At 62.1% G+C, this 23,055-nt stretch carries 26 protein-coding genes and 1 tRNA gene; 15 read left to right on the forward strand and 12 right to left on the reverse strand.

All coding sequences use genetic code 11. The features are described from left to right. Positions 1-31 precede the first annotated feature (31 nt). A complete protein-coding gene (locus tag SynM161_RS08375) occupies positions 32-763 on the reverse strand; it encodes a peroxiredoxin-like family protein (protein WP_186540849.1) in 732 nt (243 codons plus the stop codon). An 83-nt stretch (positions 764-846) separates the two neighbouring features. On the opposite strand from SynM161_RS08375, the gene SynM161_RS08380 reads away from it, so the two are divergent. The 6 genes from SynM161_RS08380 to SynM161_RS08405 all read left to right on the forward strand — a co-directional run bounded on the left by SynM161_RS08380 (position 847) and on the right by SynM161_RS08405 (position 2,860). Further along, entirely contained in the window at positions 847-1,245 is a 399-nt protein-coding gene (locus SynM161_RS08380; RefSeq protein ID WP_186540850.1) for a hypothetical protein, read from the forward strand. Between the two features lie 134 nt (positions 1,246-1,379). After that, positions 1,380-1,664 (forward strand): DUF4278 domain-containing protein, encoded by a 285-nt coding sequence (locus SynM161_RS08385; RefSeq protein WP_186540851.1) that lies wholly within the window; start codon positions 1,380-1,382, stop codon positions 1,662-1,664. 75 nt (positions 1,665-1,739) lie between these two features. Continuing rightward, positions 1,740-1,976, forward strand: a complete 237-nt coding sequence (locus SynM161_RS08390; RefSeq protein ID WP_186540852.1) for a hypothetical protein — start codon at positions 1,740-1,742, stop codon at positions 1,974-1,976. A gap of 126 nt (positions 1,977-2,102) precedes the next feature. Further along, positions 2,103-2,300, forward strand: coding sequence for a hypothetical protein (locus SynM161_RS08395; RefSeq protein ID WP_244273020.1), 198 nt, complete (start codon positions 2,103-2,105; stop codon positions 2,298-2,300). 32 nt (positions 2,301-2,332) lie between these two features. Then, positions 2,333-2,602 (forward strand): hypothetical protein, encoded by a 270-nt coding sequence (locus tag SynM161_RS08400; RefSeq protein WP_255441754.1) that lies wholly within the window; start codon positions 2,333-2,335, stop codon positions 2,600-2,602. A 48-nt stretch (positions 2,603-2,650) separates the two neighbouring features. Further along, a complete protein-coding gene (locus SynM161_RS08405; RefSeq protein ID WP_186540853.1) occupies positions 2,651-2,860 on the forward strand; it encodes a TFIIB-type zinc finger domain-containing protein in 210 nt (69 codons plus the stop codon). Here the strand turns inward: SynM161_RS08405 and pepN are convergent. From pepN to SynM161_RS08420, 3 genes are all read right to left on the reverse strand, one after another. Then, positions 2,850-5,453 carry an aminopeptidase N gene (gene pepN, locus SynM161_RS08410; RefSeq protein ID WP_186540855.1) on the reverse strand — a complete coding sequence of 868 codons (2,604 nt, stop codon included), beginning with the start codon at positions 5,451-5,453 and terminating at the stop codon, positions 2,850-2,852. The two genes, SynM161_RS08405 and pepN, sit on opposite strands and share 11 nt — an antisense overlap. 242 nt (positions 5,454-5,695) lie before the next feature. Continuing rightward, positions 5,696-6,139, reverse strand: a complete 444-nt coding sequence (locus SynM161_RS08415; protein WP_186540857.1) for a cAMP phosphodiesterase — start codon at positions 6,137-6,139, stop codon at positions 5,696-5,698. 370 nt (positions 6,140-6,509) lie between these two features. Then, the gene (locus tag SynM161_RS08420; RefSeq protein ID WP_114988554.1) at positions 6,510-7,097 is read right to left on the reverse strand and encodes a hypothetical protein; all 588 of its coding nucleotides are present in this window, start codon (positions 7,095-7,097) and stop codon (positions 6,510-6,512) included. Positions 7,098-7,204: 107 nt separating this feature from the next. Between SynM161_RS08420 and SynM161_RS08425 the strand changes: the two genes are divergently transcribed. Together SynM161_RS08425 and SynM161_RS08430 are read left to right on the forward strand one after the other, a co-directional pair. Continuing rightward, positions 7,205-8,356, forward strand: coding sequence for a histidine kinase (locus tag SynM161_RS08425; protein ID WP_006850655.1), 1,152 nt, complete (start codon positions 7,205-7,207; stop codon positions 8,354-8,356). Positions 8,357-8,403: 47 nt separating this feature from the next. Continuing rightward, positions 8,404-8,476 (forward strand) — tRNA-Glu (locus tag SynM161_RS08430). Positions 8,477-8,601: 125 nt separating this feature from the next. On the opposite strand, the gene SynM161_RS08435 is transcribed toward SynM161_RS08430, so the two are convergent. Continuing rightward, positions 8,602-9,123 carry an SRPBCC family protein gene (locus tag SynM161_RS08435; protein ID WP_186540859.1) on the reverse strand — a complete coding sequence of 174 codons (522 nt, stop codon included), beginning with the start codon at positions 9,121-9,123 and terminating at the stop codon, positions 8,602-8,604. Between the two features lie 161 nt (positions 9,124-9,284). Between SynM161_RS08435 and SynM161_RS08440 the strand changes: the two genes are divergently transcribed. From SynM161_RS08440 to SynM161_RS08465, 6 genes are all read left to right on the forward strand, one after another. Further along, positions 9,285-10,475, forward strand: coding sequence for an FAD-binding oxidoreductase (locus tag SynM161_RS08440; RefSeq protein ID WP_115008661.1), 1,191 nt, complete (start codon positions 9,285-9,287; stop codon positions 10,473-10,475). A gap of 166 nt (positions 10,476-10,641) precedes the next feature. Then, positions 10,642-12,165 (forward strand): glucose-6-phosphate dehydrogenase, encoded by a 1,524-nt coding sequence (gene zwf, locus SynM161_RS08445; protein WP_115161344.1) that lies wholly within the window; start codon positions 10,642-10,644, stop codon positions 12,163-12,165. Between the two features lie 56 nt (positions 12,166-12,221). Continuing rightward, entirely contained in the window at positions 12,222-13,508 is a 1,287-nt protein-coding gene (locus SynM161_RS08450; protein ID WP_115161343.1) for a glucose-6-phosphate dehydrogenase assembly protein OpcA, read from the forward strand. Positions 13,509-13,522: 14 nt separating this feature from the next. Then, positions 13,523-14,950 carry a cobyrinate a,c-diamide synthase gene (locus SynM161_RS08455; protein WP_186540861.1) on the forward strand — a complete coding sequence of 476 codons (1,428 nt, stop codon included), beginning with the start codon at positions 13,523-13,525 and terminating at the stop codon, positions 14,948-14,950. Beyond that, a complete protein-coding gene (locus tag SynM161_RS08460; protein ID WP_255441992.1) occupies positions 14,878-15,198 on the forward strand; it encodes an acylphosphatase in 321 nt (106 codons plus the stop codon). Before SynM161_RS08455 ends, SynM161_RS08460 begins: the two co-directional genes overlap by 73 nt. 85 nt (positions 15,199-15,283) lie before the next feature. Next, positions 15,284-15,658 (forward strand): hypothetical protein, encoded by a 375-nt coding sequence (locus tag SynM161_RS08465; RefSeq protein WP_186540864.1) that lies wholly within the window; start codon positions 15,284-15,286, stop codon positions 15,656-15,658. Between the two features lie 139 nt (positions 15,659-15,797). Here SynM161_RS08465 and SynM161_RS08470 read toward each other — a convergent pair whose 3' ends face one another. Genes SynM161_RS08470 through folD form a run of 6 tightly spaced genes read right to left on the reverse strand, consistent with a single transcriptional unit; the run spans position 15,798 to position 20,253 of the window. Continuing rightward, positions 15,798-17,249 (reverse strand): ATP-dependent RecD-like DNA helicase, encoded by a 1,452-nt coding sequence (locus tag SynM161_RS08470; protein WP_186540865.1) that lies wholly within the window; start codon positions 17,247-17,249, stop codon positions 15,798-15,800. Continuing rightward, positions 17,246-17,758 (reverse strand): divergent PAP2 family protein, encoded by a 513-nt coding sequence (locus tag SynM161_RS08475; protein WP_186540866.1) that lies wholly within the window; start codon positions 17,756-17,758, stop codon positions 17,246-17,248. The genes SynM161_RS08470 and SynM161_RS08475 overlap by 4 nt, the downstream gene beginning before the upstream one ends. Beyond that, positions 17,755-18,645, reverse strand: coding sequence for a geranylgeranyl diphosphate synthase CrtE (gene crtE / locus SynM161_RS08480; RefSeq protein WP_186540867.1), 891 nt, complete (start codon positions 18,643-18,645; stop codon positions 17,755-17,757). The genes SynM161_RS08475 and crtE overlap by 4 nt, the downstream gene beginning before the upstream one ends. A 40-nt stretch (positions 18,646-18,685) precedes the next feature. After that, entirely contained in the window at positions 18,686-19,141 is a 456-nt protein-coding gene (locus SynM161_RS08485) for a TIGR02466 family protein (protein WP_255441755.1), read from the reverse strand. Continuing rightward, positions 19,142-19,363 carry a hypothetical protein gene (locus SynM161_RS12125; RefSeq protein WP_255441756.1) on the reverse strand — a complete coding sequence of 74 codons (222 nt, stop codon included), beginning with the start codon at positions 19,361-19,363 and terminating at the stop codon, positions 19,142-19,144. An 8-nt stretch (positions 19,364-19,371) separates the two neighbouring features. Further along, the gene (gene folD / locus SynM161_RS08490; RefSeq protein ID WP_115161470.1) at positions 19,372-20,253 is read right to left on the reverse strand and encodes a bifunctional methylenetetrahydrofolate dehydrogenase/methenyltetrahydrofolate cyclohydrolase FolD; all 882 of its coding nucleotides are present in this window, start codon (positions 20,251-20,253) and stop codon (positions 19,372-19,374) included. Between the two features lie 70 nt (positions 20,254-20,323). On the opposite strand from folD, the gene SynM161_RS08495 reads away from it, so the two are divergent. Continuing rightward, entirely contained in the window at positions 20,324-22,414 is a 2,091-nt protein-coding gene (locus SynM161_RS08495; protein WP_186540868.1) for an HDIG domain-containing metalloprotein, read from the forward strand. A 29-nt stretch (positions 22,415-22,443) separates the two neighbouring features. Here SynM161_RS08495 and SynM161_RS08500 read toward each other — a convergent pair whose 3' ends face one another. Next, entirely contained in the window at positions 22,444-23,049 is a 606-nt protein-coding gene (locus SynM161_RS08500) for an RluA family pseudouridine synthase (RefSeq protein WP_255441757.1), read from the reverse strand. Between the last annotated feature and the right edge of the window lie 6 nt (positions 23,050-23,055).

Raw genomic sequence — 23,055 nt, forward strand, 5'->3', positions numbered from 1 at the left:
AAGACAGCTGATTGAACACCTCCAGTTGAGCTCAGCCCTCGGCCAGAACCTCATCGAGAAACGCCAAGGGGCGTTCCATGGTGGCGGAGTAGCCGAGCAGGCTTTGATCGCGGTGGCAATAGATCACGCTGTCATCGGCGTCGAGCAACACGGTTGCGCCGCGCTGGGTGATGTAGTCGTCACAGGGCACGTAGGTGCGCCAGTTGCGGAGCACTTCATTCATGTTGCGCAAACGCTTGGTGGCGAGCTCAAACGGTCGCTGGAACCCAGCACCACCGGCCTGGCGGAACAGAGCCCCACGGAAGCGCGGCAGAGGAAAGGCTTCAACCCACTCTTGATCGTCGAAGATCTGGGCCGCCGAGCGATCTCCGGTGTAACCGCGCAGCACCTCGCGCAGGGTGCCCGGCGAACCCACGCCGGCGCACATCAGCAGAAAACCAGGCCAGGGCCCACCGGGGAGCTTCAAGCCGCTCTCCAACCCCAGGGCCTGATGCAACAGCGGCGATGGATCGGCGATCAGCTGCTGCAGGGGAAAGCCGGTGAAGGCCGCGAAGCGCTCAGCACTGGCGGCGTTGCCGATGCCGAACAGCTGAACCTTGACACCAAGCGCCGCCAACTGGGGAAGCCTTGGCACCAGCGCCTGGGCGTATTCGATCGAGTCAAAATCCCCCAGCTGACCCTGCACAACAACAAGGCGCTTGCAGCCGCTCTCCATGCCGGCGACTCCGGCCAGCCGTTGCAGCAGTGGGTCCAGTGGAATCATGCCGACAGGCTGACATTTCGCCTCCGGAAACGTGGATGGCGCTTCGCACCGCCTGAGAGAATCAAATTAAAGGAAGGAAGCAGGTGGGCAAGAAATCTGGCTTCACAAGTGCTGAGATCGAAGAGATCAAGCGTCTGTATCTGCAGGAAGGGCGATCAATCCTGCAGATCCCCAAAATCCTGGGCAAAGGCAGTGAAAACTCCGTGCGCAACGCCCTGCACAAGGCCCGGGTGAAGCATGCGCCCGAGGAACGCACCAAGCTGGAGCGATTCAAGCCCGATCAAGTTTTTGGCAACGTCACCCTTTTAAAACGACTCAAAAAAGCGAAAAAACTGAAGTTCCATGCCCGCTGCTCCTGTGGCTACGAATTTGACGTTGACCCATTCCGACTGACGCTGCCGGAACACCACAAAGACAGAATTGCTGCATGCCAGCGCTGCAGCAAAGCGCAAACAGAGGAGCGCTCCAAGCCTGAAGACTGAGAGAATCAATCAAAACAAGCTCAACAGCGCACACAAAACCAACAAATATTTCAACGGCTTCACATCAATAAACACAAAATCCCACAAGTCGAATCAACCCTTTCTCCTGCCAGGACAGGGGTTAAGAGCAGAACTTGTATCAAGCTGACGCAGCCTTAACAATGGCTAAAGAGCAAGGTATCAAGCGGAACCTTGCTGCATTCGGGCGACGACGTAGAACTCAAAAAGTTTTACTCATCCCTATTCACGCCATGGAACTCACTTTCTTGGGCAACAAATATGCAAAAGCTGAAGCAGTATCGACGCGGCCAACAATCCAACTGAAATACATGGGCAAAAGCTATCAGGCTGAGCAGATCAAATCCGTTCGCAATAGCGTTGCTCTCACCTACCGCGGCGTCTCCTACTTCAAAGTCTGAAAAGGCCTTGAGGCAGGGCACTGAGAACGCAGCCGACGTGACGGCATAACGCTGCAGGATCGGCACAATGGCGCGATGAGACTTCTGATCACAGTCCTGATCGCGTCCAGTGCTTTGGCCTGGCCGGCAAAGAGTGCGGAACCGATCCCCCTCGTGGTGGTTCCCTTCGATGCCGCATGGGGGTCGCGACGTCTTCCCGTTCAGCCCGCAGCGTTGTTGCCGCCACCTCCAATCCCTGGTCCGACTCCAGCCAGCGAAGCCAACGCTGCACCAAGGCCGCAACGCCAACGCTGGTGCCGGGGTGGCTGTTGAACGGGACTAGCTGCTGAGCGCGGCGGCTGTTGAACACAGGACGGCTGTCACCTGGAAGCGTTCTGTGTAAACCGAAAGGAGAAGCCCCCCCTTCCAGCCCTAACGATGCGAAACGCGGCGCTGTTGATGGCGAGCCTCCTTCTGGGATCCATGGCTCTTGCCGGTGGCAAGCGGGCCACAGCCCAAGGGCCGTCCGAGCAGTTCGCCACCGCTGAGGCGATGCGGGTGATCCCGAAGGGGGCAACGATCACCAACACCACTTGCAAGAGCATTGATGTGGGAGCCAGCAGCCGCTATCAGTGCACCATCACCTACAGCCCCTGAGCTGATCGATGAAAGGCTGGCGTGCTGCGTGTTTGAGCCTGATCCTGCTGGGGATCCCGGCTGCGGGGCGCGCCGAATCTGATCAGTGTCGCTTGATCGATCAGGTGCTGAATCGCCTGGGCAACGCCATGGCCATCAACCGTTTGATCATTGCGGAAGGCAAGGACAGCACGGCTGTCGCTGCGGCGAGTGATGCTCTGGCCGAACAGAACGAGAGCTACCGGCGCACCAAGCGCCAACGCGCCAAAGCGCCAAAGCCGGCTGCGATGGCTGGCAACGGGACTGACTGGCTGGCTGTATGACTCACTGGCTCAGGCCAGGCAAGCTGGTGAAGCGCTGATCGAGAGACCTTGGCCGTCACCGTCTGCCAGAACTGCGGAAGCCGCCGGTTTCGTGCCGACCGATCCATGGCCGGGCGGCTGGTCTGTCAGAACTGCGGCCTTGCGGCCGGTAGCCGAGCTGCACGGTCCACACCGGACATCAGGCGGCGCAGCAACGCAAAACGCTGGCTGGTGATCCTGCTGATCGCGGCGATCGTGCTGGTGGTGGTCACGTCGTAAGCAACTGCACCACCTCAGCGGTGTTCGCCGACAAAGGCTTGGCGGCCAGCTGGTCGATGGCCTGACGCATGACCATTTGACGCTCGGTGCCGTAACTGCCGCAGCGACTAAACACCTTGGCCATCCGTGATGCGGTGATCGGATTGCGGGAGTCGACCGCTGCGATCTGCTCCGCCATGAACCGGTAGCCACTGCCATCGATGGCGTGAAATGCCTGAACATTGGCGGTGAATCCACCGAGAACAGCGCGAAGGGAATTGGGCGCCAGGGGATCGAAGCGCGGGTGCTCCAGCAGCTGTTGAACCCGCTCCAACGCGTTGGACCTGAGGGCCGATGCCTCCATCGCGAACCAGGCATCCAGGATCACGGGCTTGTCTTGCCAACGCTCGTAGAACAGCGCCATCGCCTGCTCACGCTCGGCGCTTTCCTCCGGCAGCAAGGCCCGCAGGGCTCCCCGTGCCAGGGTCATCGAGGGGCCGGAAACAGCAGCCAATGCCTCCGCTTGAACCGTGGCATCACCAGCCGCGGCAAGCCAGCGCCAGGCCAAGGCGGTCAGGGCCCGGCCACCCTGACCCGCCGGCCAAGCCAGGGTCCAGTCAGCCCGGGCCAGCTCCAGCAGTCGACGCAGGGATGACTGCAATTGAACGCCCATCTCATGGGTCCACGCCCGGAAGGCTTGATCCAGCGCCAGCGGATCCACCGAGGATTGCAACGCCTCCAGTTCCGCCATGCCCGGCAGCGCCAGCAGCGCCGCCAGATCCATGCCATCACCACCGTCGTAGGCACAGATCCGCTGATCGAGGGCCTGGATCAGCGCCGCTTCCACGGCAGGCTTCGGCTGGTTTTCAGCCCGCGCCAACAGCACCTGGCGTGCCAGGCGCTGGGCCGCATCCCAGCGGCAGAACGGGTCATCATCGGAAGCCAACAGCTGCAGGCACTCCTCCAGCGGCTGCTCGAGACGCACGTGCACCGGGGCCGAGAAGCGGCGCAGCACCGAAAGGGCAGGGGGGGTGTCGCCGGGCTCGCCCTGCAGGGTGATGCTGGCGCGCTCAGCCTCCATCACCAGAAGCTGCTCCTCACCAACACGGCCTTGCTCACCCACCAGGGCCATGGCAACCGGCAGCACCAGGGGCTGTTTGTCCGCCTGCCCCGGCGTCGGAGGCGTCGCCTGGTGCAACTCCACCGTGAGCTCACCCGATTCGGGGTTCCACTGCCGATCAATGCTGAGTTCCGGAGTTCCTGCCTGGTGGTACCAGCGCTTGAAGCGTTCCAGATCAAAGCCCAGCGGCTCGCCCTGCCTGGTGGCGCCATCGGCGATCGATTGAACGAAGTCTTCCGTCGTGGCGGCCGTGCCATCAAAACGTTGCACGTACACCTCCATTCCCTTCATGAACCGCTCGGGTCCCAGCAGGGTGCGCAGCATGCGGATCAATTCCGCACCTTTTTCATAGATGGTTGTTGTGTAGAAGTTGTCGATCGCCTGGTATTCCGCTGGCTTCACCGGGTGGGCCGTTGGGCCAGCATCCTCACGGAATTGGGTGTTGCGCAACATCGCCACATCCTCAATGCGCTTCACCGCCTCCGAATGGAGATCTGCGGTGAAGCACTGATCACGGAACACCGTCAGGCCTTCTTTGAGCGACAGCTGGAACCAATCCCGGCAGGTGATTCGATTTCCGCTCCAGTTGTGGAAGTATTCATGGGCAATCACACTTTCGATGCGTTCAAGTTCTGCATCGGTGGCCGTTTCCGCATCAGCCAGAACAAGCTTTGAGTTGAAAATATTCAGACTCTTGTTTTCCATCGCGCCCATGTTGAAATGTCGGACGGCTACGATGTTGTATTCATCCAGGTCGTATTCAAGGTTGTAAACCGATTCATCCCATTGCATGGATCGTTTCAACGAAGCCATGGCATGGGCTGTGAAGGGTTCATCCCCCTCCTCCACATGCAAGCGCAGGGTGACCTGCCGGCCCGACGCCGTTGTGTAGTGATCACGAATCTCCCTGAGGTCTCCGGCCACCAGGGCGAACAGATAGGAGGGCTTGGGGAAGGGGTCATCCCACGTGACCGCATGACGATCAGCGCCGACGGATTCCTCCTGAACCGCATTGCCATTGCTCAACAGCACAGGGCAGCTGCTGCGGCTGGCCTCAATCCGCACCTGCCAGCGGCTCAGCACATCCGGACGATCAGGGTGCAGGCTGATGCGCCGGAATCCCTCGGCCTCGCACTGGGTACTCAGCAGACCACCACTGGCGTACAAGCCTTCGAGCGAACTGTTGGAGTAGGGATCCAGACGGCAACGGGTTTCCAGCACAAACGGCTGGTCGGGCACGTTGGGGATGGTGAGACGTCCGTCGGCAAAGCTGTATTCCTCTGGCGACAACGGCGCCTGGTCAATCACCAGGGATTCGATCGCCAGATCAACGCCGCACAGCACCAAGGGCTCTCCAGGCCGACGCGGTTCAAGGCTGAGCCTGGAGGCAACGACGACATGGTCGTCCTGGATGTTCACGTCCAGGACGATGGAAGGGAGTTCAAAGCCCCACGGCGTGTAGTCCGCCAGACGAATCGAAGCAGCTGCAGTCATGGCCGAACCACGCGAGGACCGAACGATCCTGACGGATGAGCCTCAAAACCGGTGAGTATCAAATCAATAAAAGAGCCCTAAGCAACAAGTGACCTAATTATTTAAAGTAATTTCGAAAACACCAAGCGAAACAATGTACGAAAGGCTCAAAAAGCAAAATATTAAAAATTAAATACTACTAGAAACAAGACAATCAGCGATGCTTAGCCAAGCAGCAAACTCTCTCAAGCAAGCCATAAGCATCACTTTTTCTTCATCTTTTCAAAGGCGCTCTTAACTTGTTTTTGCACATCCTCAGGAACGAACTCTGGACAGGTAGCCATCGCTCTCAAAAGAATCTGCTGCTCAGCACCCATAACCAGCTCTTTATCGCTTAAAGGTTTTTTATTTTTCAGATCAGCTATTTTGCCATCATGAACATTCTTCAAAAGGCCTGCATAAACCTCAACTGGAATTGACAAAGAATTGGGCCACTCCACCCCTTTTGCAGAGGCCGTACAGAAAGTGGATACACCAATACTTGAATAAAGAAAAGTTTCTTTATTCGTTGCTGGAGCAGCAGCAACTTTCTGAGCTTGCGCAGCTCCATCGCAAACGGACAATAAAGAAAGAATTGCTGATGCAGCAGCAGCTTTGAGTGCTATGCGATTGAAAGCCAAGACGTCTGGGCTGATCTGTTCACACATTTTTACCGAGGAAAGCAAGCTCAAGCTTGTGGGGTGGGCCAGTTAGAAAACTTTTATTACCTCAGCCGTGACGCACAAAATCACCTTTCGGCGCAGGAGAACCAAAAACCCGCACCACTTCGGAAGCAACAGCACAGGCTGCTGTCGGCCTCGAGCGTTGAATATCACCACTAGGCCAATACAAGAGATAAAGGCCTGCTCAGAAAGTTAACGCGGAGGAGCCGACATCAAAAACGACTAACCCCGCTTGAGCCCATAGCAGATCAGAACAACTTCGACCACACCACTGCTCCCTAACTCAGTTGTCAACACCAAAAAGTGGCTAGAAGGTTTAGCCCCTATTGGGAAATTCAAATATCCAATACACAGATCAGTCGTCCTCGATCAGTGGCAGGGGATCGGACATTCGAATCTCATGGTGGTGCTCAACGATCGAGAGATCACCGTTCTCCCAGCTGTAGATGGCGCGGTAGCGGTAGCGATCCTGATCGACAAGGCGAATGTGCTCAAGGATGTCCCACTGCTGGTAGTGGGATTCCAGGATGGTTTCGTGCTCGTCCACCTGACGCAGCCGTGTACGCACCGGGTCTCCCGTCAAATAACCACGACTTCTCTGGAGTTGATGGCCCCACAACGTGGCTTCCATCACGCCACTGCGTTCAAACCAGGGCTTGCGGGCAAAGAATTCGTCGGAATGCTGGTCCTCCTGGTCAGACCACCAGCTGAAGCGGTAGCGGCTCTCACCCACCTCAGGGTGTGCGAACGCCTCCATTTTCAGGTTCATGTCCAAGTGGAGAACCTGGTCGTCACTGAAGGTGTATTGCCGCCGGGAACGCCACAACCCCAGATTGCGGCTGAACCAGCGGCGCAGGTTGCTATCCACCTGAATCGAAGGCTGGGCAGCCACTCCGCCGGGAACGGTCAGAGGAACACGGTTTTGCGCAGAAAAAAGCGACATGGACCGCGTCAATGACGCAACGGAGTGTTCCTGTTCGTCTTAGCGCTGCTGGCGGCGCAGTCAAAAACCCATAAGGTGAGCGTCGGTTTTGCTGTCTTGCAGTCCGCGTGGTCAAGGACGCTCCCAAGACACGGCAAACCCTGAAGCTGTTGCTGGTGGCTGCTCGACATCACCTGTCGGGTCAGGACCTCCGATCGCTGGTGCAGTTCCTGGAACGGGAGGACCTGGGCTTCGAAGTCACCCTGCAAGTAGCCGATCCCGCCCAGCAACCCGAACTGCTTGAGCTGCATCGCCTCGTGGTGACGCCAGCGCTGATCAAATTGGCGCCCAACCCCAAGCAGGTGTTCGCGGGAAGCAACATCCTTCAGCAACTCAAAGGATGGGTGCCCCGCTGGAAACAGGATGGGGTGGTGAGCGGCCTTGGCCTCAGCCTCAGGCCCACCGAACTTGATGGCAGTCGCACCCAGAAGGAACTCCAGCTGGAGGATCAGCTGCTGGTGCTACGCCAGGAGAACGAAACGCTGATCGATCGCGTCAGCGCCCAGGAACGACTGTTGCGCATGGTGGCCCACGAACTGCGCACCCCACTCACCGCAGCGGCCTTGGCCCTGCAAAGCCAGAAGCTGGGCCAGATCGACATGGATCGCTTTCAGGATGTGATCACCCGCCGCCTGCAGGAGATGGAGGCGCTGTCGAAGGATTTGCTGGAGGTGGGCACCACCCGTTGGGAAACCCTGTTCAACCCTCAACGGCTTGACCTCGCCAGCGTTTCAGCCGAAGTGATCCTCGAGCTCGAAAAATTGTGGTTGGGGCGCAACGTCGAAATCAAAACCGACATTCCCGCTGACCTGCCCAAGGTTTTCGCTGATCAGCGCCGCATGCGCCAGGTGCTGCTGAATCTGCTCGAAAACGCCCTGAAATACACCAACGACGGCGGGCACATCTCGCTCACGATGCTGCACCGCACCAGCCAGCGTGTGGAGGTGAGCGTTTGTGACAGCGGCCCGGGCATTCCGGAAACGGAACAGCAGCGAATTTTTCTGGATCGGGTGCGGCTGCCGCAAACCTCCGACCAAACCACCGGTTACGGCGTGGGGCTGTCGGTCTGCCGCCGCATCGTTGAAGTGCACGGCGGCAAGATCTGGGTGGTGTCGGACCCTGGCGAAGGCGCCTGCTTCACCTTCACGGTGCCGATCTGGCAAGGACAAGGTGTCGAATGGGGTCAAGCTGTCTTGACGGAGGGTCCGACCAAGCCCTAGTGTTCACAAGTGATCAGGAGCACAGACCGCTCGCTGATTACGGCCTCGCCCCCATCGTCTAGAGGCCTAGGACACCTCCCTTTCACGGAGGCGACAGGGGTTCGAATCCCCTTGGGGGTATGACGTCATCATCAGACTTGTTTTGGTGATGAATTGAGTACAAATTCAAGTTTTTGATGCTGCCTTCAGGCCCAGGATCACTGGGTCATCAAAGGCTCCCAAACTGCTGCGCCCTCGCTGCTCGTTCAGCTGTTTCTGCGGTGGGCTTCCTGCACAACGGCGTTGAGGTTGCTGGAGAGATCGTCCCGCAGCCGCTCCTCGATCAGACCGATCGGCATGCCAAGACAGCCTTGAACCGTCAGCTCATAGAGCAGTGAGCTGCCATCGGGACGCTGACGGATCTGCCAGGACCCTTCAAAACGTCGAAAATCCCCTTTCACCATGCGGAACTGCAGCAGTCCGTCCTGGCGGTATTCCGTCAGCTCCAGCTGAACCTGGGCCGAGAAGCGAAGACCCAACAGCTGCTGGCTGCCCACCTGTTGAAGGCGCACCGTCTGACCCTGGCGCTGAATCAGCTCACTGGTGCTGAGATTGGGAATGAAACGAGACAGATTCTCGTAGTCCGTCAGCACATCCCAGAGCAGCTGAACAGGCAATGGAGATTTGAGTTCAGCGGCCAGACGCCGGGTCCCCTGGGGCAGCCGCTCCATGGTCTGCTCGATCGCAGTCCCTGAATCTGCGGAGGTTTCAAGCCCTCGTCCAAACATTGTCTGGGGGAAAACCAAAAGAGACGCCGAGATGAGGGGCCGAACCCGAGGATCTTAATGAGGTCGCCTGGATCACATCAGATTCTGTTCCGAACAGCAACCTTTTTGTGTGAAATCAAAGGCCACGCCTATAGTCGCGCCACCAAAGGCAGGTGATTTCTATGCGGGTGTCCAATGCAGCGACAGAGCACTGCAATGAAGCTCTGTTCACTGTTGTGGCTCGTGGTCCCCAGGTCGGTGCCAAACCGTCCGTGGTTCAGACCTACACCGTTGCAATGAACCAGTTTTCCGCACTTTTCAAACGATTGGGGGCCACGGGCGCCAAGATCGTTTCTGTGAATGGTGCGGGCGAAGAGCGTTCCGCCGCTCCCGCTGTCGCCACCCCGGCACCTGCCAAACAACCCGCCAAAAAAACCGCCAAGAAAGCCGTGACGTCAAGCGCCCCGAAGAAGAAGCCCCACGCCGACGTTCCGGTCAACACCTACAAGCCCAAAACACCGTTCATGGGCACGGTCACGGAGAACTACTCCCTGCTGAAGGACGGTGCGATCGGCCGTGTGCAGCACATCACCTTTGATCTGGCCGGCGGCGACCCGCAGCTGAAGTACATCGAAGGCCAGAGCATCGGCATCATTCCCGAAGGGGAAGACGCCAACGGCAAGCCCCACAAGCTGCGCCTGTACTCCATCGCCAGCACCCGCCACGGCGACAACCTGGAGGGCAACACCGTCTCTCTCTGCGTTCGCCAGCTCGAATACAAGAACGACGCCGGTGAGCAGATCTACGGCGTCTGCTCCACCTACCTGTGCGACATCGAACCTGGCACCAAGGTGAAGATCACCGGTCCGGTCGGCAAGGAGATGCTTCTCCCTGACGACGAGGACGCCAACATCATCATGCTGGCGACGGGCACCGGCATCGCTCCGATGCGCACCTACCTGCGTCGCATGTTCGAGCCCCGTGAACAGGAAGCCAACGGCTGGAAATTCCGCGGCAAAGCCTGGCTGTTCATGGGCGCACCCAAAACTGCCAACCTGCTCTACGACGAGGACTTCCTCCACTACGAGAAGGAGTATCCCGATAACTTCCGCTACACCAAAGCGATCAGCCGGGAACAGCAGAACGCCAAGGGCGGCCGGATGTACATCCAGGACCGCGTTCTGGAGCACGCTGAAGAGATCTTCGCGATGATTGAAGACCCCAAGACCCACGTGTACATGTGCGGTCTGCGCGGCATGGAGCCGGGCATCGACGAAGCCATGACCGCCGCCGCGGCCGCCAAGGGGCTCGACTGGGCCGAACTGCGCCCCCAGCTCAAAAAGGCTGACCGCTGGCACGTGGAAACCTATTGATCGATCAAACGCTGATCCATCAGCCAACCCGTTTTCAGTCCACCCCTCGGGGTGGACTTTTTTTTGGGTTGGCAACAAAGGCTGACACCAACACGGAAACAAAGCGGCGAGTCCATGTCTGTTGCCGGTTCCGTGCCTAAACCATCGTCAGAAGCCTGGACACTCCATGGTTGCCACGATGACGAACCCCCTCAGGGTTGGACTGCGTCAGGAGCGCGTGATCGCGCCGCAGTGTCTGGTGATCTTCGGCGCCAGTGGTGATCTGACCCACCGCAAGCTGGTGCCAGCCCTGTTTGAACTGTTCAAGCAACGGCGTCTGCCCAGTGAGTTCGCCCTGCTGGGCTGTGCGCGACGGCCGTGGAGTGACGAGGAGTTCCGCGGAAAGATGGCGGAGGCACTGGCCAGCACGATCGAGGACGATCCCCAGGCCTGGGAGCAGTTCGTGGGCAAGTTGTTCTACGAGCCGGTCGACCTACAGAACACCGATCACATGCTGAGCCTGCACACCAGGCTCGAGCAGATCGATCAACAGTGCGCCACCCGCGGCAACCGCACCTTTTATCTATCCGTCTCCCCCAAGTTCTATGGCAGTGGCTGCCGTTCACTGGCCGACGCTGGCCTGTTGAAGGACCCCAAACGCAGCCGGGTGGTGATCGAAAAGCCCTTCGGACGCGACTACGGCAGTGCCCAGGCCCTCAATCGCGTGGTGCAGGCTTGCGGTCAGGAGAACCAGATCTTTCGCATCGACCATTACCTGGGCAAGGAAACCGTCCAGAACATCATGGTTCTGCGCTTTGCCAACACGATCTTCGAGCCCATCTGGAACCGCAATTACATCTCCAGTGTTCAAATCACCGCCGCTGAAACGGTTGGAGTGGAGGAAAGGGCCGGGTACTACGAATCGGCCGGTGCCCTGCGGGACATGGTGCAGAACCACCTGACCCAGATGCTGGCGATCACCGCCATGGAACCTCCCGGGCGCTTTGACCCGGAGGCCATCCGCAACGAAAAGGCCAAGGTGCTCCAGGCTGCCCGCCTGGCCGATGAGCTCGAACCCTGGAACTGCTGCATCCGTGGCCAGTACGGACCCGGTGGTTCCGCGGAATCGCCCCTGGCCGGATACCGCCATGAACCCGGCGTGGATCCCAACAGCACCACCGAGACCTACGTGGCGATGAAGCTGTTCATCGACAACTGGCGCTGGCAGGGGGTTCCGTTCTATGTGCGCACCGGCAAACGGCTGGCCAAGCGCACCAGTGAGGTGGTGCTCACCTTCCGTGAAGCACCGGTGCATCTGTTTGATGCAGCCACCGGAGGCCCCACGGCCAATCAGCTGATCCTGCGCATCCAACCGGATGAGGGGGCCGAATTCCGCTTCGAGGTGAAGTCACCCGGATCTGGCATGCGCAGCCGCCCGATCGACATGGAGTTCTCCTACGACGAATCCTTCGGGGAACCCTCCGATGAGGGCTATGTGCGGCTCCTGGCTGACGCCATGCTCAGCGACCCCACCCTGTTCACCCGCAGCGATGAGGTGGAAGCGGCATGGCGGCTCTACACCCCGCTGCTGGAACTGATTGAAGACAGCCCCTGGCAGCTGCCGGTTCATCCCTACGAATCCCGCACCTGGGGACCGGCCGCCGCGGATGCCCTGCTGGCGAAGGACGGACTGCTCTGGCGACGCCCCTGACCGCGCACGTTCACAGCCCTGTTTCTCAGCTCTCCACGTCTCGTTTATCCGTCAGCATGTCCCCTCAGCTCACCCTGCAAACCCCGCTCGAACTGGCACCGGCGGAGGTACCCCACTACCTCGAACAGCTCTGGTCCCCCGAGCAGCAGGGCAGCACGGGCACGGGGGCCAACACCTTCTGCCTGCTGATCTGGCAACCCGCCTGGGCCGAGCAGCAATTGATCCGCAGTGGTCGTTTATCAGGCCCCATCACGGGCCAGCAGTCCGCCCCCTTGATTGCTGCGGGACGTCAGGCGGTGCTGGATGCAGACCTCCCGCTGAGCACGCCGCCCCTGGATGGGGCTGTGGTGAAGGCGGTGGCTGATTTGGAAGGGCAAGCCAACGCCGAAGACCTGCGTGGGCAGTACATCGACCCAGCCCTGAGTGCACTGATGCCCCGGCGCCTGATCACCCTGGCGCCCACCATCGATGCGGCCCAGCCCCTGGAAACACTCGTGGCCGCCTACTGCCCGCTGCCTGAAGAAGGCGGTGGTACGGCCGCCTGCGGCGATGTGGTGGTGCTGCGGGGCGGCCATGGCGCCCTGCATGAGGGCTTTTCGATTCTCGACCCCCTGCTGCCGGAATCGATGCCGGCCTGGGTCTGGTGGAACGGCTGCATCGACGAAGCACCGGAGCTGATGCAACGGCTCACCAGCGCACCACGGCGCCTGATCATCGACACCGCGCTGGGGGATCCACATCAGTGCCTTGAGCTTCTACGTCACCGCGTGGAGAGCGGCCAGGCGGTGAACGATCTCAACTGGCTGCGCCTGCGCAGCTGGCGCGAGACCCTGGCCATGGTGTTCGACCCGCCGCAACGGCGTGATGCCCTGAGCCACATCACCCGTCTCGACATCGACGTTGAGGGCCATCACCCTGCCCAGGGGCTGCTGCTGGCCGCCTGGATCGCCGATCGACTTGGCTGGACGCTGCTCTCGACCGCTGCGGTCGAAAACGGAACCACCGCCCAGTTCAAGCGCTCCGATGGCACCGAGGTGCGCTTCCAACTGATGGCCGTGCCAGTCGCTCAGCCCAACGTGCACGCCGGCCAGATGGTGGGGCTGCGGCTGATCGCTGAACCGGAGAACGGCCAGGGCGTGTGCGTGATTCTCTGCGCTGAATCCGGGGGCTGCATGCGTTTGGAGGGAGGAGGCATGGCCAATCTCGAGCTGCATGAGGAAGTGGTTCCCGTGCAGCACGACACCCCTGAAATGGATGTGGCCCGTCTGCTGGGCGGCGGTCACGACAGCACCAATCCCCTGCTGGCCGCTGCGGCTCCGCTGGCTGCCAGGCTGCTGGGCTGATCCGCATCTGAGCCATGGCCGCTGTCATCGCTGCACCAGCCAGTGGCAGCGGCAAAACCCTGTTGAGCCTGGCGCTGCTGAGCTGGGCCCAGCAGAACGGACGCCGGATCCAGGCCTTCAAGGTGGGACCGGACTATCTCGATGCCCAGCTGCTCAGCCAGGCCTCGGGGCAGGCCTGTCGCAACCTCGATCTCAATCTCTGCGGAGAAACCTGGGTTCGCCAGGCCTTTCACGGTTACGGCGGTGCCTCTGAGCTGACCCTCGTGGAAGGGGTGATGGGGCTCTTCGATGGCATCGGCAGCAGTACAACCGGAAGCACGGCCGACGTGGCCCGCCTGCTGGACCTGCCGGTGGTGCTGGTGCTGGATGCCGGTGGTCAGGCCGCCTCCCTCGGCGCCATCGTGCGCGGATTCCGCGATCACGATCCCCAGCTGCGCATTGCCGGCGTGGTGCTCAACAAGGTCAGCAGCCCCAGGCACCGGGAGCTGCTGGCCGACGTGCTGGAGCGCATGGAGGTGCCATTGCTGGGCTGCCTGCCGCGCAGCGAAGCCCTGGCCCTGCCGGGCCGGCATCTCGGCTTGGCCCCGGCCCATGAATTGGAGGCCCCCGAGCAGCGACGCCAGGCCTGGGCCGCTCTGGCCAGCCAGCACCTGAACCTGGAACGCCTAGTCCCCCTGCTGCAGGCGCCCCGCCCCGGGCCGCATCCCCTGGCCAGCATCCCCGTGGAGCAGGGCCAGCCCCTGCCGGTGGCTTTGGCCAGTGATGCCGCCTTTCATTTCCGCTACCAGGAAACCAGTGAACTGCTGGAGCACATGGGCATGCCCGTGCTCCGCTGGAGCCCCCTAGCCGATGAGGCCATCCCTGCAGACGCCAAGGGCCTGATCTTGCCGGGCGGTTTCCCCGAACAGCACGCTGCCCAGCTCAGCAACTGCACGCGAAGCCTGGGCTCGCTGCGGGCGTTCGTGCAGCAGCGACCGCTCTACGCCGAATGCGGCGGGATGCTTGTGCTCGGAGAGCAGCTGACCGACCTCGATGGCACCAGCCACCGCATGGCGGGCCTGCTTCCCTTCACAGCCAAGCGCGGCCCGCTGCAGGTGGGCTATCGCCGCCTGCAGGCGCGGCGGGACAGCCCTGTGGTGGAGAGCGGTCAGCAGCTGGTGGGCCATGAATTTCACCGCTGGGAACTGCACACCAACCGGCCGTCCTCCGATAGGTCAGTGCTGTGGGACATTGAGGGATGGAAAGTCCATCGACATTCGGAAGGATGGGTCGATCAGACGGTTCACGCGAGCTGGGTTCACCTGCACTGGGCAAGCTCTACGACGATCTGCTCCCGATGGCGCGCCGCGCTCGAATCCGGGGAGAGAAGATCGCCAAACGCTTCGTCAGCCGCCAGCAGCCCCCGCGGGTCCAACCCTTCTCCGAACGCTGGCGCTGGGTGATCGAAGGTCGCGTTCAGCGGGTGGGGTTCCGCGCCAGCTGCAATCGGCGCGCCCTCGATCTCGGCATCAGCGGCTGGGTGCGCAACCTGAGTGATGGCCGTGTGGAAGTGCAGGCCGAAGGCCCACCGCTGGCCTTGTCTGAACTGCGGGCCTGGTGCGAAGTCGGGCCGCCGGGCGCCCGGGTGGTTCGGGTTACCCCCAGCCAGCTCCCGATCACGGGCGACGACTGGTTCGAAGTGCGCTACTGAGACACGCAAGCGAAAACATTGGGAAGGAGGTCTCCACGCTCCGCCCATCTCGCTACGGCTGAAGCAGGACCTTCGCGCCTGCCGCATGCTCCGCTTTGGATTTGCCCTGTTGATCACTGCGCTGCCCCTGCTCGGCATGGAGGCCATGAGCACGCGACGGGAAACCACCAAGCAGGTGTTCGATTCCGCGGCAGAAGCCCTCAACGCCTGTCAGAGCTGGCGACTCAGGGAAGGACAGTTTTCGGCCCTGATTCCCGCCGCTGCACCGGTGTCAACACAGGCGCGGCCTGTGCAGACCGACATCCGCAGCTGCGAGGCCGATCTGGACCATGCGCTGGTGCTGGGGCGCCGTTACAGCGTGGTGCCCGGCATGCACTACAACAAAACACTGCGGTCGCTAAACCGCCCGATCCATCGCAACTTTCCTTACCTGCTGCCAGATGGCACAACTGGCGAATAAAGCCCCAGGCATGTCTTGAGCAACTTCCTCGACACCAAAGACAAAGCCTTCTGGAGAGCCCTGCTCGGCGTTGTGAGTTTGGGGGTGAGCATTGGCCTGGCGGCCCTGATCCTGCGCCTCTGAGCGCTGATCCTCGGATTCACTCGGAATCCCGCGTGGTGTCGAATTGGCGCTGCCAGGTAGCGCGCAGATCAGGCGACGTCTCGCCGCCGAGCAACCAAACCCCCGTGCGGGCACGGGACACGGCCACGTAACAGAGCTGCTGGCGGATGGCTGGATCGGCCCGGAACACATCCGGCGCCACGAAGACATCCCCGAAACTGCTGCCCTGACTGCGATGCACCGTGAGCACTGCCGCAGGCCCCAGGGAAGCGAAGGCATCGCGAATCAGGAAGTACTGCCGCCAGATCGCGCGACCGTTTTTCTTGCCGGCATCACGGGCCTGCTTGCGCAGCCGCTGCATCACCGCATCAAGCTCCTGACGACCTGGGCTGCCAATCGGCGGCTGCAAGCGCAGGGTGAGCTCCAGGTCCCCCGCATTCACCGATGCGGAGAGGGTCTCGATCACCGGCACGGGCACATCGGCGGAGGAGAGGCCGAAATCCGCCAGGTCACAGGCCTCAGGCTTGACGTCCCGCACCGTGACTTCGCGGTTGGAGCCGAGCACCATGTCGGGTTCTTCACCCGCCTCTTCTCCGTCCCTTGAGGCCGGGGCCATCACCGCGGTGCGACTGATCAACACCTCACCGGGCAGCACCGGCATCTGATCAGCCATTTCCCCATGGATGGCCCGGCGCGCATGGGGCACCAGACGATCCAGGGTGCGGTTCGTGTAGCAGAGGATGCGTGCTGCATCGGGGTTGTCTTGCACCGAGGCGTCGCGCAATGCACGCCTGGCCTGATCCAGCCACTCCCGTTGCACCAGGCTGCGCACCTGCCCCTGCGGGGAACGAATCGCCGGCAGCAGCGGCGGCATCTGGCAGGGCAGGCGCCCCTCCCGCAGCCCCGCCGCCAACTGCAGCACCGGGCCTTGATGCCGCACCACCTGGGTCAAGCTGGCGGAACAGGACCGTTGCATCGCAAACACGGGGCTGTTCGGCTCACCCACCGGAGGCAACTGGGCGGGGTCGCCGACGAACACCAGACGGGTCTTGAACGGATGGGCGCACTGGAGGGCAATGCCTAACAGGGTGCTGTCCACCATCGAGGCTTCATCAATCAGCACCAGGCCCAGGTTCTCCAGGGCCATGGCCGTCTGCTCGGTGGGTTCACAGAGTTCAGCGTCGGCGGAGCGCTTGAGCTTCAGCCGCAGCAAGCGATGAATGGTGGAGGGGTACCAGGTGGGTTGGAGACCCTCCAACTCCAACGCCTGGCGCAGAACGCCCACCGCTTTATGGGTCGGTGCCACGACGGTCCAACACAAACCGCTGGCCTCCACCTGGCGCAGCAGGCGCATGGAGAGGAAGGTTTTGCCGCTGCCGGCAAAACCACTGAGCACGAAAGGCGTGCCATCCACGGGCTGCTTGAGCCAGGCCGCAAAGGCGTCCGCCGCTGCCTGCTGATCAGCGGTGAGGTCCGCAGCAGCGGTCACCCCAGCCCAGCTCCAAGACCCGACAGCAGATGCAGCGGGGACCCCACAAATTCCAAACCGGGCAGAGCAACGGCCGGACCCATCAGGCTGCCCACCAGCACCTGCAGCCGGCTGTGGCCAAGGCTTTCCTTGAGGGGTTTCTCCGGAGCGTCCGGCCAGAGCGAATCAGGCAGACCATTGACCCGTTCAGCCGTCAGCCCGGCGGCGCGACGAATGCCACTGGCGTCGTACATGACGACGAACGCCACCATCGCCGCAAGGGCGAAGAGGGGGTGATCAAAGCCAAGAGTCCAGCCCACACAGGCCGCCGTGCCGGTGACCAGAGCGGAGTGGCTCGACGGCATGCCGCCGGTTTCGATCAGCACCGCCGGACGCCAACGGCGATGCAGGAGCAACTCAAGGAACAATTTCGAGAGCTGGGCGACGCCACAGGCCATCAGGCCCCAGGTGAGCGAACTGTTGTCGAAGAGCTCCCGCAGCACCGCATGGGAGGGCGTGGCGTCGATCATCGGTCGCGGCTGGTGATGAAGTCGGCCAAGGCCAGCAGGGGAATCGCCTTCTCAGCCCAGGGTTGAAGTGCCTCTTTCGCTTCATTGACCAACGCATCGGCCCGACGGCGGGACTCGTCGAGCCCGAGAAGCTTGGGATAGGTGGTCTTGTCGGCGATGAGGTCCTTTCCGGCGGTTTTGCCGAGCACCTCGCTGCTGGCGGTGATGTCGAGGATGTCGTCGATGATCTGGAAGGCGAGGCCGATCCCCCTGGCGTAGGTGCGCAGGGCCTTGATCAGCGCCTCATCGGCGCCGCCGATCATCGCCCCGGTGATCACACAGGCACTCAACAGGGCTCCGGTTTTGTGGAGGTGGATGTACTCGAGGGTTTCAAGATCCACCTCCTGGCCTTCGCTTTCCAGATCCACCACCTGGCCGCCCACCAGGCCAGGGGCGCCGGCCACCAACGACAGTTCTCCCACCACCTTGAGCAAACGCTCAGCCGGCACATCCGGACTGCGCAGCGCCACCATTTCGAAGGCGCGGGTCAGCAGGGCATCACCGGCAAGGATGGCCACGGCTTCGCCGTACACCTTGTGGTTGGTGGGACGACCACGGCGCAGGTCGTCGTCATCCATGGCCGGCAGGTCGTCATGGATCAACGACATGGTGTGGATCATTTCCAGCGCCACCGCCGTGGGCAGGGCCTGCGTCGCTTCCCCGCCCGCCAGCTCGCAGGCGGCAAGGCAGAGAATCGGGCGCAGGCGCTTGCCACCGGCAAGCAGCGAATAGCGCATCGCTTCCCTGAGGGACTCCGGACGCTCCGGACCGAGCGATCCATCGAGGGCCGCTTCCACCCGCTCTTTGGCCTTGCCGAGATAGGCCTTGAAATCGAACTCGGCGCTCATGGGTGGACCCTGGCTGGCGGGATTCTCTCAGGCCGAGCCCTTAGCTGCCGAGGGGAACCCAATCCATCGGATGGGGTGTTCGCATCTCGCGTCCCTTGCCCGGCGCCGTGGTGATGGCCAGGTCGTAGGACACCGAATAGCGGGGGCTGCTTCCCTCATAGGGGAGCACCCGATGGCGCAGGTCCGAAGGGAACAGCAGAAGACGGTGGGGTAACGGCGCAAACACACCACCGGAAACCGCCGCATCGCGGTAGGGAATCGCCATCACATGGCTGAAGTAATCGTCGGGCGCCTCAAATTCCAGCTCCCCGCTCTCGTTCGCAGGATCCATCAACACGTAGAACACCGCGCTCAACTGGGCGTTGCGGTGGCTGTGCAGATCCACCGTTCCGCCATTCCTCGCACACACCACAGGCCAGGCCTTCTGGATGTGGGCCACAAGACCGTGCTCCGGGCCCAACAGCGCATGGAGATAGGCCGAAACGTGCTCAGCCAACTACCCGTTCAGCCACTGAAACGCATCCATGCGATGCAACTGATCCAGGCCGGCATGGCCCAGCAGATCTCCGGTGAGGTTGTTGCGATCGCTGAACTCAGGGTGCTGATACACCTGGGCATCGAACTGCTCCAGCTGCTGCTGCATGGCTGCGGCTGTTGCGGCATCCGGCTCAAGGTCCACCTGCAGAACGGGGGTGGGGAACAGCCAGTGCAGCGCCATGGAACCGATCAGGGCACGAGATCGTCCAAATCATGGTCAAGGTTGTGGCGTCTGCACCAAGCCACAACGGTGTTCACCAGAAGCATCGTCACCGTCATCGGTCCCACACCGCCGGGGACGGGCGAGAGCGCAGCAGCGATGGACTCGACTTCAGCCGCACGAACATCCCCGCACAGTCCGCCTTCCGGCTTGCGGTGGATGCCCACATCCACCACCGCAGCTCCCGGCCGCACGTGCTCGGCCCCGATGAACTCAGGACGGCCTGCTGCCACCACGAGGATGTCGGCTTCGCGGGTGTGGGCCGCCAGATCGGCCGTGCGGGAGTGGGCGATGGTGACGGTGGCGTTGGCGGCCTGCAGCATCAAGGCCATCGGCTGCCCCACGAGAATGCTGCGGCCGATCACCACGGCGCGCTTGCCCGCAGGATCGATGCCATTGCTGCGCAGCATCGCCATCACCCCGGCGGGGGTGCAGCTGCGCGGGCCCGGCTCCCCCTTGAGCAGCCGTCCGAGATTGAGGGTGTGCAGACCATCGGCATCCTTTTCAGGATCAATGGCCATCAGCAGCGGCCCCTCATCGAGGCCAGCAGGAAGAGGCAGCTGCAGGAGGATCCCGTCCACTGCAGGGTTGGCATTCAGCCGTTCAATCGTCTGAAGCACCTGCGCTGGAGGCGTGTCGCCGGGGAGGTGATCACCAAAGCTGGCCACCCCGATCCGAGCACAGGCTTTTTCCTTGTTGGCGACGTAAACGGCGCTGGCGGGATCATCACCAACCCGCAGCACCGCCAAGCCCGGCGGTCGCCCCGCCTCGGCCAGACGTCGTTCGATCAGGGTTTGAAGACGATGCTCCACATCCCTTGCCAGCACCTTGCCGTCCAAACGCAGGGCCATGGCATTCCCATGCACTCCCTCCAGCATGCCCTCTGAGGAGAGCTAGCGTTAAGCCGCTACAGGGTCCTTTTTGGTTCGTGTTCCACGGCTGAGCAGCCTTTGGCGGAACTGGGTGCGGCTCGAAGGCCCAGGGCGACGCCTGCTGCGCTGGACGCGACTGCAGACCTTTGTTGTGCTGTTGCTGTGCCTTTCCGTGGCCGCAGCCTCAAGCCTGCCCTGGCTGATCAAGCCGAAACTTCAACCCGGATCACTGGCCCCGTTTGAAGCCATCGCTCCAAAGGATGCTTTGGTGCAGGACAGCACCGCCCTCGAGCAGCAGCGGGCCTCGCTAGTGGCGCGATCGGTGGTGCAGGTGATCGATCAGGAGCAGACCCAAGCACTCAAACAACGGCTCGAGCAGCAACTGCTGCAACTGCAGGAGGTCACCAACACCGGATCTGGAGACCGGATCGGGCCGGTGAACCTTTCTGATCAAGAGAAAAGGTGGCTGGAACGACGCAGCGAATGGGAGCATCTGGCCTGGGATAAAGCGGTGCGCAGCACCGCTGATCGCATGCTCAGCCAAGGGCTGGTGAGCAACCTGGCCATTGAGCAATTGCGCAAGGCCGCCGACCAGCAACTCAAGGCGGTTGCCCTACAGCCAGAGGCGGCGCGCACCCTGGCCGGAAAGGTGCTCACCAGCGCCATGCGCGGCAGCAGCAACCTGCGCACGGACCCGAACCTGAGCAAACAGCTGATCGAGGAACAGCTGACCAAACAGGCCATCCCCACCATCGAGGTGCGCAAGGGAGATCTGATCACCCGCAAGGGCGAGCTGATCAGTCCCCAGGCCTACGACGTACTGGATTATTTCGGCCGCGTGCGCCGCGAACCCCAACCGTTGATCTGGTTCCAACGGTTCGTTGAAGCCGCTGCAGCCTGTGCCGTGATGCTGCTGGTGATGCGGCGTGAACGGCCTGGCCTGGAGGTGCGCCACGCGCTGCTGGCGGTTGGCCTGCTGTTGCTGGTGCAGGGAGCCAAGCTCTGGTTTAAAAGCTCCGTGAGCCCTCTGGCCGTGCTGGTGGCGCCCACCCTGGTGCTGACGGAAGGCCTCGGCACCGGCTGCGGGTTGGTCTGGATGGGGGTGGCCGCTCTGCTCTGGCCAGAACCCGTCCAGGGGTTAGGAGACGGTCGCCTGATTGTGGCGGCAACGGTGGCCGCCGCTGGGGCCGTGATCGCAGGCCGTCAGCGCAGCCGCGGCCAGCTGCTGCAACTCACGGTGCTGCTGCCGATCGGCGCCTTTGTGGGGCAGTGGCTGCTGCTGCAGCTGCAACCGGTCACCGGCCTGCGGCTCTGGGGAAATCTGAACCCAAGCCTGGATGAACTGGCCACCGATTCCTTTGTGCTCGGTGTGCTGCTGATGTTCAGCCTGCTGCTGATCCCGATGCTCGAGGGCTCCTTTGGCCTGCTCACCCGGGCGCGGCTACTGGAACTGGCGGATCAGGAGCGCCCCCTGCTGCGCCGCCTCTCCTGTGAAGCCCCGGGAACCTTTGAACACACCCTGATGATCTGCGGCCTGGCAGAAGAAGGGGCGCGGGCGATTGGTGCGGATGTGGATCTAATCCGGACCGGTTCGCTGTATCACGACGTGGGCAAGCTGCATGCGCCGGACTGGTTCATCGAGAACCAGAAGGACGGTCCCAATCCCCACGACGCGCTGGATGACCCCCAGGCGAGTGCGGCGGTGCTTCAAGCCCATGTGGATGAGGGGCTGAAGCTGGCGCGGCGCCACCGCCTGCCCCGGCCCATCGCCGATTTCATCCCTGAGCACCAGGGCACCTTGAAAATGGGCTACTTCCTGCACAAGGCCCAGGAGCGTGGCGGGGTGGTTGAGGAACGCCGCTTCCGTTACAGGGGCCCGGAACCCCGCACCAAAGAAACGGCGATCCTGATGCTTGCCGACGGCTGTGAGGCGGCGCTTCGATCCCTCCCCCCCGACACCTCCGATGCCCAGGCGGTGGACACAGTGCGGCGGATTGTGGAAGCGCGGCAGCGGGATGGACAACTGCGCAAAAGCAGCCTCAACCGCAGCGAAGTGGAACTGGTGATTCGTGCCTTCGTGCAGGTATGGCGGCGGATGCGCCACCGCCGCATTCCCTACCCAATCCCCGCCCGACGCTGATCGCAGCGTCTAGTTCAGCACTCACGAGTTCAGCACTCAGTGGCAAAGGGAACCTCCTGCGCGATCAAACGGACGCGCTCCTGGGTGAAGGGATGGCAAAAGCTCAGGGCCAGGGCATGCAGATGCAAGCGGCAGGACCGGCCGGCATCCCCGTAAATGGGATCGCCCACGATGGGATGGCCCAATTCAGCCAGATGGGCCCGCAGCTGATGGGAGCGCCCCGTGAGCGGACGCAGCCAGAGCCGCGTGCTGCGGGCACCAGCGGCGCGGGCTCTCCAGATCGTCAGCGCCAGACGTCCCTCCGGGTGGCTGCCGTAGCGCGGCGGTTGGCGCGACAGGCGCGCCAAAGGGCTGGCGATGCAACCGCGGCCATGGAGCTCCCCCTCCACATCCGCCTGATACAGCTTGTTGATCCGCCGTTCAGCAAACAGGGCACTCAGGCGGCGCAGGGCGTCAGCGCTTCGGGCCAAGAGCAGCACCCCCGAGGTGTCGCGGTCCAGGCGGTGAACCAGGCGCAGGCTTTGGTCCTGCTGCTGCAGGCGGGTGATCACGGAATCGCTTTGCTCGGGCCCCAGGCCCGGTTGGCTCAGCAGGCCGGCGGGCTTGTCGACCGCCATCAGCCACGGGTCCCGCATCAGCAG

This window comes from Synechococcus sp. M16.1, assembly GCF_014279895.1.
In the GTDB taxonomy this organism is placed as follows: domain Bacteria; phylum Cyanobacteriota; class Cyanobacteriia; order PCC-6307; family Cyanobiaceae; genus Parasynechococcus.

What these genes read in the sequence shown, in the direction of transcription:
- folD (WP_115161470.1), bottom strand. Translation starts at nt 20,253, where the DNA reads ATGGCCCTGCGTTTGGACGGCAAGGTGCTGGCAAGGGATGTGGAGCAT.
- SynM161_RS12125 (WP_255441756.1), bottom strand. Translation starts at nt 19,363, where the DNA reads ATGGCGCTGCACTGGCTGTTCCCCACCCCCGTTCTGCAGGTGGACCTT.
- SynM161_RS08450 (WP_115161343.1), top strand. Translation starts at nt 12,222, where the DNA reads ATGTCCCCTCAGCTCACCCTGCAAACCCCGCTCGAACTGGCACCGGCG.
- zwf (WP_115161344.1), top strand. Translation starts at nt 10,642, where the DNA reads ATGGTTGCCACGATGACGAACCCCCTCAGGGTTGGACTGCGTCAGGAG.
- SynM161_RS08455 (WP_186540861.1), top strand. Translation starts at nt 13,523, where the DNA reads ATGGCCGCTGTCATCGCTGCACCAGCCAGTGGCAGCGGCAAAACCCTG.
- SynM161_RS08435 (WP_186540859.1), bottom strand. Translation starts at nt 9,123, where the DNA reads ATGTTTGGACGAGGGCTTGAAACCTCCGCAGATTCAGGGACTGCGATC.
- SynM161_RS08500 (WP_255441757.1), bottom strand. Translation starts at nt 23,049, where the DNA reads ATGCGGGACCCGTGGCTGATGGCGGTCGACAAGCCCGCCGGCCTGCTG.
- SynM161_RS08465 (WP_186540864.1), top strand. Translation starts at nt 15,284, where the DNA reads ATGCTCCGCTTTGGATTTGCCCTGTTGATCACTGCGCTGCCCCTGCTC.
- SynM161_RS08440 (WP_115008661.1), top strand. Translation starts at nt 9,285, where the DNA reads ATGCGGGTGTCCAATGCAGCGACAGAGCACTGCAATGAAGCTCTGTTC.
- pepN (WP_186540855.1), bottom strand. Translation starts at nt 5,453, where the DNA reads ATGACTGCAGCTGCTTCGATTCGTCTGGCGGACTACACGCCGTGGGGC.
- SynM161_RS08475 (WP_186540866.1), bottom strand. Translation starts at nt 17,758, where the DNA reads ATGATCGACGCCACGCCCTCCCATGCGGTGCTGCGGGAGCTCTTCGAC.
- SynM161_RS08395 (WP_244273020.1), top strand. Translation starts at nt 2,103, where the DNA reads ATGGCGAGCCTCCTTCTGGGATCCATGGCTCTTGCCGGTGGCAAGCGG.
- SynM161_RS08390 (WP_186540852.1), top strand. Translation starts at nt 1,740, where the DNA reads ATGAGACTTCTGATCACAGTCCTGATCGCGTCCAGTGCTTTGGCCTGG.
- SynM161_RS08375 (WP_186540849.1), bottom strand. Translation starts at nt 763, where the DNA reads ATGATTCCACTGGACCCACTGCTGCAACGGCTGGCCGGAGTCGCCGGC.
- SynM161_RS08420 (WP_114988554.1), bottom strand. Translation starts at nt 7,097, where the DNA reads ATGTCGCTTTTTTCTGCGCAAAACCGTGTTCCTCTGACCGTTCCCGGC.
- SynM161_RS08415 (WP_186540857.1), bottom strand. Translation starts at nt 6,139, where the DNA reads ATGTGTGAACAGATCAGCCCAGACGTCTTGGCTTTCAATCGCATAGCA.
- crtE (WP_186540867.1), bottom strand. Translation starts at nt 18,645, where the DNA reads ATGAGCGCCGAGTTCGATTTCAAGGCCTATCTCGGCAAGGCCAAAGAG.